At 31.2% G+C, this 11585-nt stretch carries 8 protein-coding genes; 3 read left to right on the top strand and 5 right to left on the bottom strand.

From position 1 onward, the window contains the following. Nucleotides 1–220: 220 nt before the first annotated feature. Complete coding sequence (locus AC3ATN_RS08075; RefSeq protein ID WP_487532766.1) at nucleotides 221–937, bottom strand: TMEM164-related integral membrane acyltransferase; 717 nt, start codon at nucleotides 935–937, stop codon at nucleotides 221–223. Between the two features lie 276 nt (nucleotides 938–1213). Here AC3ATN_RS08075 and AC3ATN_RS08070 point away from each other — a divergent pair, with 276 nt between their 5' ends. Both AC3ATN_RS08070 and AC3ATN_RS08065 read left to right on the top strand, forming a co-directional pair. Beyond that, the gene (locus tag AC3ATN_RS08070) at nucleotides 1214–2554 is read left to right on the top strand and encodes a DEAD/DEAH box helicase (RefSeq protein WP_487532765.1); all 1341 of its coding nucleotides are present in this window, start codon (nucleotides 1214–1216) and stop codon (nucleotides 2552–2554) included. Nucleotides 2555–2559: 5 nt separating this feature from the next. Next, a complete protein-coding gene (locus AC3ATN_RS08065; protein WP_487532764.1) occupies nucleotides 2560–3873 on the top strand; it encodes a DEAD/DEAH box helicase in 1314 nt (437 codons plus the stop codon). On the opposite strand, the gene rlmF is transcribed toward AC3ATN_RS08065, so the two are convergent. Further along, nucleotides 3868–4752: a 23S rRNA (adenine(1618)-N(6))-methyltransferase RlmF gene (gene rlmF / locus AC3ATN_RS08060; protein ID WP_487532763.1), complete on the bottom strand. Its 885-nt coding sequence runs from the start codon at nucleotides 4750–4752 to the stop codon at nucleotides 3868–3870. The genes AC3ATN_RS08065 and rlmF overlap by 6 nt on opposite strands. Nucleotides 4753–4921: 169 nt before the next feature. On the opposite strand from rlmF, the gene AC3ATN_RS08055 reads away from it, so the two are divergent. Then, nucleotides 4922–6652 (top strand): alpha/beta hydrolase, encoded by a 1731-nt coding sequence (locus AC3ATN_RS08055; protein ID WP_487532762.1) that lies wholly within the window; start codon nucleotides 4922–4924, stop codon nucleotides 6650–6652. Between the two features lie 26 nt (nucleotides 6653–6678). On the opposite strand, the gene AC3ATN_RS08050 is transcribed toward AC3ATN_RS08055, so the two are convergent. From AC3ATN_RS08050 to AC3ATN_RS08040, 3 genes are all read right to left on the bottom strand, one after another. After that, nucleotides 6679–7401 carry a class I SAM-dependent methyltransferase gene (locus tag AC3ATN_RS08050; protein ID WP_487532761.1) on the bottom strand — a complete coding sequence of 241 codons (723 nt, stop codon included), beginning with the start codon at nucleotides 7399–7401 and terminating at the stop codon, nucleotides 6679–6681. Nucleotides 7402–7470: 69 nt separating this feature from the next. Further along, a complete protein-coding gene (locus AC3ATN_RS08045) occupies nucleotides 7471–10440 on the bottom strand; it encodes a VPS10 domain-containing protein (protein WP_487532760.1) in 2970 nt (989 codons plus the stop codon). 172 nt (nucleotides 10441–10612) lie between these two features. Continuing rightward, nucleotides 10613–11585, bottom strand: a 973-nt coding sequence (locus tag AC3ATN_RS08040; RefSeq protein WP_487532759.1) for a hypothetical protein, incomplete at its 5' end; no start/stop codon positions are given.

Raw genomic sequence — 11585 nt, 5'->3', positions numbered from 1 at the left:
TGAAGAACAATAGGTTAATGGAACAAATAGTAAAATAAGAAGTAGCTTTTTCATAATATTAAATTTATGACAATTAAATTTGATTGTAATATTAAATTTTTTTGCAAATTACATTTTTAAAATTTTAATAATGTTAATTTCCTTAAAGATTCCAGAAAATAAGAGAATATTTGAAGTGGCTTTTGCTCAAAAGAACAACCAAATGTTAAACATCTAAAAATTAAATTTTTTTTCTAGTGAATGTTAGATATGTAAAATAAAATAATAATAATACAATGATTTCCCAATTTAAAATATAGAATGGCCAATCTCCGAACACTAGTGGATTATTTATTTTTGGAGAATCAGATAAGTACATGTAATTAGATCCAGATCCAATTATAAAATTCAATGGCATTACAATAAGCATCAAAACATTTAGAATTAAAAATGTCGATAACCACGAATACTTAGACAACTTCATTTCGAGGTGATAAAACATATATAAAGGTATAAGTATAATGATTCCATGAGTTATATAATATTCTAAATACATAAAGATTCCTCCATCATAATAATTAATTTGGGGTGTTAAAATTGCCATTAATCCACCCAGAAAACCACAATAAAATAGGAATTCAAAAAGTTTATTGTTTTTTGGGATAAAAAGGATAACACAGAGAATTAAATTTGAAATTGAGCATAAATGCAGAGGAAGATCTTCATTTAACCTCCAATTATTATTAAAAATATCAATTAAATGACCATAGAAAGTTAAGATTATAGCTAATATGCATATCACTTTTGCTAAAGCTAGTTTTGTGCTTTTATTTAGATATTTACCTACAACTAAAATTGACACTATTATGATAAAAGAAATTGTTAAATTCAATAAACCTTCAAAAGATTGAATATCAATTATGTAGTGATTATTTTTATTAAAAAATAAATTATCCATACATAAAGTTAGTTAACTTAAAATAATTAAAATTTATGATTATAAACTTATTTTAAATAGCTTAACATCCGTCTTTGCTTGAATTTGAATATTTTATACTCCATTATTAAATTAGAATATATACTTTCTTTACTATTTCCATATGACTTATCTGCTTGAATTACATCTTTAAAGCATGCGAGCACTCATATCTTTTTGTGTTTTCTTATTGAACTTTTGACTAAATATTAAGCTGAGCTTCGATTCCGTATACATACCTTTACACAAAAATATTTAATGTTAAAAACATTTTCTGATTTAGGAATTTCCCTCGAATTACAACAAGTCCTTGTTGATTTAAACATTACGATTCCCACAGACATTCAAAAGAAAACAATCCCAGTGGTGCTAAATCAAACAGAAGATGTTGTGGCATTGGCAAAAACAGGAACGGGAAAAACTGCTGCATTTGGATTGCCTTTATTGCAATTGATTGACATTGAAAACAAAGAAATTCAAGCATTGATATTAGCACCTACTCGAGAACTAGTAAATCAAATTCATTCTAATTTAATGGATTTTACTACCGATATTACTAAAATCTCAATTACAGTAGTATGTGGAGGAATTCCCGTAAAACCGCAAATAGAACTCTTAACAAACCCTACACATATTGTTGTTGCCACTCCAGGACGCTTAATTGACCTAATCAAGCAAAGAGCAATAGATATTAAAAATATAAAGTATTTAGTGTTAGATGAAGCCGATGAAATGGTGAGCACTTTTAAAGAAGATTTGGATATAATTATAAAAGAAATTCCCAAAAAAAGAAGAACACTTTTATTTACAGCGACTCTTTCTGGAGCAATAAAACAATTGATACAAAACTATATGTCAAAGCATGTTATACGACTAAAAGTAGACATGGAAATAACTGGAAATCTAAATATTGATCACCACTATATGATAGTAGAACCCATCGAAAAACTAGATGTTTTAATGCATTTTTTAAGTTCTAGATTAGGACAGCGTGGTTTGATTTTTTGTAAAACGAAGGCGGCAGTTAATAAACTTGGAAAAAATTTAGCCATTAATAAATTTTCATCAGGTTCAATTCATGGAAGTCTAAACCAGGGTATTCGAGACCGAATCATGGGGCAGTTTAGAGAAGGATATATCGATATTTTGATTGCCACCGATCTTGCAGCCCGTGGAATTGATATAAAAGAAATTTCCTATGTAATCAACTATCATTTGCCTGATACTTACGACACCTATGTTCATCGTAGTGGACGAACAGCAAGAGCAGGAGAAAAAGGTTTTTCATTAACAATACTTCAAGAAGAGGAAGTGAAAGACATAGCCAATTTTGAAAAAGAATTGGGAATAAAATTCAATGAACTCAAAAAAGGAGATGCTCAAAGCATAGAAGAAAATAATGGTTTATTATGGGCTAAGAAAATATTCAAAACAAAACCCAATCGAATGATTTCAGATGCCTTCAGACATAAGATTAGTAGTATTTTTCAACATTTGACCAAAGAAGAACTTATTGACAAATTATTGGGAAATTACTTGATGAATACAAAGACCCAACTTCCAAAAAAGACTCTTATAAAAAAGAATGAAAATCATTAATTATTATGGCAAATAGTATCAAAGAGCAGCAGGATATTTTAGTGAAATTAAATATTCACGAACTAAACCCCATGCAAGAGGAAGCTATTGCTGTAATCGAATCGACAACCAATACTATTTTGTTGTCCCCAACTGGAACTGGAAAAACATTAGCTTTTTTATTACCTCTTATCAAAGCACTAGATTCCAATTCTAATGAAGTACAAGCACTGATTATTGTTCCTTCGAGAGAACTTGCTATACAAATAGAACAGGTAGTGCGTAGTATGGGTTCTGGATATAAGGTTAATGCAGTCTATGGGGGACGTCCCATGTCAAAAGATAAAATTGAAATTAAGCATGTTCCAGCTATTCTAATTGGAACTCCAGGTCGGATTGCCGACCATTTTAATGCAGATCGATTTTCTAAAAAAAGCATAAAATGCCTTATTTTGGACGAGTTTGATAAGTCACTTGAAGATGGTTTTGAAGAGGAGATGCGACAGATAATTAGTAAGTTAACTCATATTAATAAACGAGTGTTAACCTCAGCTACAAAAACCCTAAAAGTGCCTGACTTTGTTCGCTTAGATCAACATAAAACAATAAATTATTTACAAGAACAAATCGTCTCTAAATTAAAGGTCAAAACTGTCCTTTATAACTCAAAGAGTAAATTACTAACGCTTTTGGATTTAATTGAATATCTAGGAAATCAAAATGGAATTGTATTTTGTAATTTGAGAGAAAGCATCGATACTATTAGTCATTTTTTAAAAAAACATAAATTAAATCATAGCTGTTTTTCTGGAGCAATGGAGCAAAGAGAGAGAGAGAGAGCTTTAATTAAATTCAGAAACGGTACCAATTCCATTTTAATTGCTACGGATTTAGCTTCAAGAGGACTAGATATTCCTGAATTAAAATTTATCATACATTTCGAAATGCCACGTGCAGAAGAAGAGTTTATTCATCGAAATGGAAGAGCAGCTAGGGTTTATTCCAAAGGAACAGCCTATGTTATTAAAGGAAAAAAAGAAGATTTGCCAGAATATTATAAAAATTCACAAGTGGTAAACATTTCTAAAAAAGCAGTTAGTAAGCCTCAGTTTTGGGAAACCTTATTTATTTCTGGAGGTCGAAAAGATAAAATTTCAAAAGGGGATATTGCAGGACTCTTTTTTAAACAAGGAAAAATAAACAAAGACCAATTGGGAATGATTGAGTTAAAACAAGATTGTGCTTTTGTTGCAGTGCCTAAATCCATTGCTTATAACTTGGCAATAAAATTAAACAACTCAAAACTCAAAAAGAAAAAAGTACGAGTAACGGTTTTATAAATTCATTTCAAACCACCACACTAAAATCCGACTCTTCTTATTTCCTATATCCATAGGAATAATATAATGGTTCGCTTTCTCTTTTTTTAAGTACTTTTCAATAATAATAAGGGTATCCTTTTTTGATACAAGAGAAGAAAATATTTTTACTTGAGATTTAAAACCTACACTTTCTTTTATTAATCTTTTAATAAAAAGAGTTTCACCACCATTACACCATAACTCGTTTGCTTGTCCCTCAAAGTTTAGTAAGTAGTTATTCAGATCCACTGAGTTACCCAAATTACTTTGTTTTTTGAGAGATCCCTTAATAGCTTGAGCTTTGGAGCTGTGAAATGGCGGATTACAAATCGAAAAATCAAACTGCTCTTTCTTATTAATGATGTTTTTAAAAAGGAAACTTTTATTCTCTTGGTGACGTATTTCAATTTTATCTTTTAGACCATTTGTCATCTGAATGTTTTCTTTTGCAATTTTCACAGCAGATATTTTACATTCAGCTCCTATCATCGACCAGTTAAAATGTTGTGTACCCAATATACAATAGATACCATTTGCTCCAGTACCGATGTCAAGCCCTCTTAATTTTTTTCCTTTCTCAATATTAAATTTTCCTAATAGAAAATCTTGCAAATTTAGCAGATAGTCTATCCGACCAGGTATTGGTGGGATTAAGTAGCCTTTAGGTAAATTATAATCATCAAGTTTAAAATCTGAGAGTAATATTGCTTTATTTAATGCGTATACCGCTGTTGAATCACTAAAATTAATAGTTTGTTGACTAGAAGGACTCAAAACGATATGTTTTCCTAGCAAAGAATACGCTTTTGAATATTTCTTAAGGTCATATCTTTCTCGGTAAGGGTTTTCTGAATGCATTTTGGTAAAGTTAGTCTACTTTTTATATTATGGGATGCACTAAATCTTTTGTCAGAAATATAAAAGTCAATTTACAAATGGATTTTGAAGCGTAATTAATGCCCTAAAATTCTCAAAAAAAACGAAAACGGATAAATATTTACTAAATTGATGTTTAAATATTAAATTAATGAATAATTTAAGAAGTGTTTTTCAAGCTCTATTTATAGTTATAATATTAACTGGATGTAATAACAAAGAGACTACGATATTTGAGGTGACTTACGACTCTACTCTAGGTTTGAATGGTTATGATGGTCGACTTTTGTTAATGATAACTAAAGATTCACTCAAAGAGCCACGCTTTAATATTAACGATTCTAATGAAACAGGTATAATTATCGGTAAAAATGTTCAGCAGTGGAATCCAGGTCAAAAAGAATTATTTAATTCTTCTACAAAGGCGTATCCAATTGAAGAATTAAACCAACTAAAATCAGGTACTTATTTTGTTCAAGCCTTACTCCATAAATACGATACTTTTAATTTATCAAACGGACATACTGTTCAACTCCCTATGGATCAAGGAGAAGGACAACACTGGAATATCAGTCCGAACAACATTTACAGTAAACCCATTAGAATAGAGTTTGATAAAAAGAGTAAAAATCCCGTGGAGATTATAATTACTGAAGAGATTCCTAAAATAGAACCTGTTGAGGATTCTAAATATATAAAGCATGTTAGAATTAAAAGTGATCTACTCTCAGAGTTTTGGGGAAGACCAATGTATCTTCAAGCCAATGTTTTGATTCCAGAAGACTTCGATAAAAAAAGTAATACCAAGTATCCATTAATGGTTTTTCATGGGCACTTCCCAAAAACGATTGGTGGATTTCGAACCACTCCTCCTATTGCAAATGAAAAGGATACAATTTTCAGCAGTAGGTTTGGTATTACAGGTTACAAATACATACAAGAAAAGGAAGCATTCGATTTCTACAAGGATTGGGTGTCAAAAGATTTTCCTAGATTTCTCGTGATAGAAATTCAACACCAAAACCCCTACTACGATGATTCTTATGCAGTAAATTCTGCTAATCTTGGTCCTTATGGGGATGCAATTACTTACGAACTTATTCCACAAATTGAAAAATTATTCAATGGTGTTGGAGAAGGCTGGGGTCGTTTTTTATACGGAGGGTCAACTGGTGGATGGGAAGCATTAGCTGTTCAAGTTTTTTATCCTAAACAATATAACGGATGCTATGCTGCATGTCCAGATCCAATTGATTTTAGAGCCTATACTGTAGTTGATCTTTATAAAGATGAAAATGCTTACTATAAAACCGGAAATTTCAGGAAGATACTTCGACCTGGAATGAGAGACGGAAAAGGACATATCAAAACACAATTGATAGATATGAACAGAAGAGAATTTATATTGGGAGATAAAGGCAGATCTGGAGACCAATGGGATATATGGCAAGCGGTTTATTCACCAGTTGGAGAAGATGGGTACCCCAAACCTATATGGGATAAAATTACAGGGGATATTGATCATGATGTTGCAAACTATTGGAAAGAAAATTATGACTTAAGAAATATTATGGAAAGAGATTGGGATAAAATTGGAAAGGATCTCGAAGGGAAAATAAATATCTATTGTGGAGATATGGACAATTATTATTTAAATAATGCAGTTGTACTCACAGAAGAGTTTTTAGAATCTACAAAAAATCCCTACTATGGAGGTGAGGTTGATTATGGAGATAATGCTGAACACTGCTGGAATGGAGATCAGGAAAACCCAAATTATATTTCACGTCTTCGCTACAACACTATGTATCTTGATAAAATAAAAGACCGATTAAAAAAAACTGCCCCGAGAAACCACATGCTCAAAAACTGGGGGTTTTAAAATTGTTTTTTTTATAGAATATTTGGTCAATCTTTTTTCACAAAAATCATACAGTGCTGCCAAGGAAGGTTATCTATATTTTCTTTAAGTTTAAAACCAGCAGCTTCCATTTCCTTGACAGATTGTTTTTCAGTCATTTTGTGTATTTTTTTGATAGGAACTTTTGAGTCTTCACTCCTATATTCAATTAAAAATAACTGTCCATTGGGCTTCAATGCGTTTTTTATGGAAGCAATCATTTCTAATGGAAAATTAAACTCATGGTAAACATCAACCATTAAAATTTTGTTGACGGAGTTTTTAGGTAAATGAATACTTTTTTCACTTCCAAGAATTGTTTCAATGTTTCTAATTTTATTTGACTCTTTAGTTTTTTTAATTTTCATCAACATTTCAGGTTGAATATCCACTGCATAGACAATACCATTTTTTACTAGTGGAGCCATTTTAAAAACATGATATCCTGAACCAGCTCCAATGTCGGCAATAGTATCATTGGATTTAATATTCATGTTTTGAATCAAATTAGAAACATCCTCCTCTTTTTCTCGATCGGATCTTTCTAGCCAACCAATTCCTTCAAACCCCATTACATAGGCAATTTCTCTTCCCATATACCACTTTCCAATTCCGTTAAAATCTCCCCTTTTAAAAGTGTAATTTTTATCATTATTTAATTCTTGTGCTACACATTCATTTGATTGGAAAAATACAGCAAATAGAGATAAAAAAATATTCAATTTTTTCATATAAATAAATTTAGGACAATTTTTGTGTGTAATAGATAAAAATAAGGAAAACCAAACAGGGAAAAACTATTATAGATCTTTTTTAATTTCTTCTAACTCTATACTTAATTCATTAAATCTATTATATGCGTCATTACCTAATTTTTGATCCGCTTTTGTAATCATATTATACAAATATTTAAGTTGATCTATCAGCATTGGCTGCATGTAAGTTCCCTCCTTTGTAATTAACAAACCTAATTTTTCTTTTAATATATCAGATTTATTTTTCGAAATCGAGTTTTCTATTTTTTCCAAAATTTGTTTTGCTTCACGGATTTTATAAATTAATTTTAATTGTAGTTCTTCAAGTTTTATTAAATCATCTACATTCGTTTTTGTGTTAGGGTCCTTTAGAATCAGTATCTCATCTTCTAAGAAATGATTTTTATCAACTGAAACTTGAACTTTGTATTTTCCTGGCTTTACAAGTGGACCACGAATATTTTTTTCTTTGTCTTTATCTAAAACTCCTTGATGTCTTAAATCCCATCGGAATCGATTAAATCCTTTTTTGGTAGTCACTTTTGATGTTTTATTTGATACAAATTCATTTAATCCCATGTTGTAATCGTTTTTTTGATTTACGTCAATATTTTTATTAGTGAAAGTGTTTACAACATTTCCATTTTCATCAATGAATGAAATTAAAATGGTTTTATATTTTTCATTATCAAGATAGTAGTCTATAAAAACTCCTGGTTTTAAATAATCATTTATATTAACATTAGGTACTCTATACCTATACCTAATTGTTTCCGAGGGTTCGATTATTTTAGGTTTTTTAGGATCAATCTCATATCTCAAAAAATTTATATCATCCATAATCCAAAAAGACCTTCCCATCGTTGATAATACAATATCGTCTCTATGAATTTTCATGTCAGTTATTGGGGTGACAGGTAGATTTTTCTGAAATTTAAGCCAAGAATCTCCTGAATCTTTAGAAATATAAATACCAAATTCTGTTCCTGCATATAGTAATCCTTCTCTAATCGGATCCTCCCTGACAACTCTTACAGGAAAATCATTTGGAATCCCCTCGACTACTAGTTTCCATGTTTTTCCATAGTTATTTGTACGATATATATACGGAGACCAGTCCCCTAATTGATATCTTAAAATAGTTATGTAGGATATAGCTGGATTATGTTTAGATGGTTCCACAGAATCTACTCTACCCCCTTTTAAAAGAGATTTGGGAGTTACATTTTTCCAGTTTACTCCACCATCTCTTGTTAAATGAATAAGTCCATCATTTGACCCTACCCATATCTGATCTTTTTCAATAATAGATTCTCTGATTGAATAAATTGTACTAAAAAATTCTTCACCTGTAACATCTCTTGTAATTGGAGATCCTGAAATTACTTGTTTTGATTGATCAAACTCAGTTAAATCTGGAGAAATCACTTCCCAAGTAGCACCTTCATTTGTGGTTTTATGTAAAAATTGGGAACCGTGGTATATTACTTTTTCATCATGGGGAGAGATATGAATTGGAGAAACTCTTTGAAATCGATATTTTAAATCTTTTGGATTATGACCATACATATTTTGAGCACCTACGTAAAATCGCTTTTCTTGACCTGTTTTTTTATTATAAACACTAAATCTTCCTTTACAATTTGAATAGACTATATCTGGATTTCCGGGCAAAGGGACTGCAGGTCCAGTCTCACATCCACCTGTTGAAAGAATCCATGCATTTGGTCCTGCTTGTATTGGATACGGTGGTTGACTCGGAACAGAAATAGTGCTATAATTATCCTGTTGTCCTCCATAAAGCCAATACGGAAATTGGTTATCAACCTCAACTTGATAGATTTCCGCTGTAGGCTGATTGAATTGTGTAGTCCAAGTCTTCCCTGAATTAAAAGTAATATTTACTCCTCCATCATTTGATTGTATCCAAATATTATCATGTTTAGGGTTTATCCAAATATCATGATTGTCTCCATGAGGTGTACTTTTGATATCCCATGTTTTTCCTGCATTTTTGGATACCATAAATTTATTAGCATTTGAATATATTAAATCTGCATTATTTGGATTAGCATATATATTACAATAATAAAATGGTCTATTTAGAAGCTCTTTTCTTTGATTCATTAATTTAAAACTTTCTCCTTTATCGTATGAAATATAAACCCCACCTTGTTTCTTGTCAGCTTCTATGACTGCATATAACCTATTGGGATCTGCTGCGGAGACAGCTAAGTCAATTTTACCCACGATTCCATCTGGAAGACCATTAGAGAGAATACTCCAAGTTTTTCCAGCATCAATTGATTTGTATATTCCCCCCCTTTCAGATCCACTTATAATTGTCCATGGCTTACGATCAACTTTCCAAGAGGCAGCATAAATTATATCTGGGTTCTCTGGAGAAAATTCAACATCAACAATCCCAATCTTATCAGAAATAAATAAAATTTTACTCCATGATTTACCTGCATCTGAAGACTTGAATAGTCCTCTTTCAATATTCGAGTTAAAAGGTTGTCCTATTGCAGCCGCGTAAACAATATTTGGGTTTTTTGGATGTACTTTAATGGCACCAATTTGACCACTATTCTCAAGACCTATATATTCCCAACTAGAACCAGCATCATTTGACTTATAAACCCCTTTTCCAATAATTACATTTGATCTAATTCCGTCTGAACCAGTTCCAACATAAATGATTGATGGATCGGCTTGAAAAATATCAATAGAGCCTATTGATGGTGTCTTAAAATAACCATCACTAATGTTTTTCCAACTCAATCCTCCATCCAGTGTTTTCCATACTCCGCCACCAGTAGTTCCCATGTAAAATGTAAATTGTTCGTTGATAACACCACAAACAGTGGTAGATCTGCCACCTCGTGTTGGACCTACATTTCTATACTTTATGTCTTCAAACTCAATTTCAGATTTATCTTGTGCATTTAAAATATTTACAAATGAAATAAACAATGCAGATAGAAAAAATATAATATTTGAATTCTTTTTCATTTTGATATTTTAATGATTTGTTTATTAAAAATAAGAAAATATTACTGATAACCTATCTTAAAAGTAGATGTTGTATTTAGATTTCACTCTAAACAAATCAACAGGTACAATATTAATATTGAATAAAATACAATGGAAAAATAACTGATAGTTTTTTAAAGGTAAATATTATTTAATCTGGAACATATCCTGACTCTCCACCAGTATTATCCTGGAACATTAGCCTTAATGTAACAATACTTGGCTTAGATAATACTGGAGCTATATAATTATTAAAAAGAGCATATCCAAGAGGATTATTTTGTTGAATTCCTTCAGGAGTATTAGCATTATTACTCCATTCTGGTTCAAGTGACCCTCCATCCCAAAGTTGTGTCCCAAATCCCCACATTCCAAAAGTTAGTAAATATTGGTACTCTACAAGCATTTTATCAAAATTTTCAGAATTATTAATATCACCACCATAGTCATCAATTCCAAAAACACCATTTTCATAAGCTTCTTTCATTGCAAGAAATAGTTCTGTTCCCGATAAATCTTCTTCTTCGTCCATATTCAATGCCGAGAGAGAACCATCTACGGCACCTCTAGTTCCAAGAGATTGTATAGTGTGTAATAAGTGTTCAAATACTTCTGTAATAACATTATCTCCGCTTAGTTCCGAATTATCAGGAGACATATACCAAATCATGTCTTTTAGCACCATGGAGTCGTTTAATGAACACAATCCTGAATAACCATTACATCCTTCATCAGTAAGAGGGTTTGGTGTGTACTGATCAGCATTTCCATAGGCAATCCTCTGCCCAGTAGGAAGTCCTTCATGAAAACCTGTTTCGCCCAAAAGAATTTTAATCATTTTTTCTTGAGCAGTAGTATTAATTCCTGGTGCATCTTTATTAACTAATAACTTGTAAAATTGAGCAACTTTCTTAGCAAATTCATCAGAAACTGCTGGTTGCCCTCCTGCTGCTCCAGCAACAAGAAATTTCATTCCATAAACATCCAGAGATCTATCAAACCACTCAGATATATTATTATTTGCAACTAACTGACCACTTGAATAGTAGTTTGTTGCAACTTGAATAATTTGAAAATTAGCCGTAAGTGTAATATCTGAACTTAATGTAAAACTAATTACATTC

It is taken from the genome of Candidatus Marivariicella sp. (genome assembly GCF_983056325.1).
The sequence above is the reverse complement of the archived record's forward strand: the minus strand, read 5'-3'. Positions and strand labels throughout refer to the sequence as shown.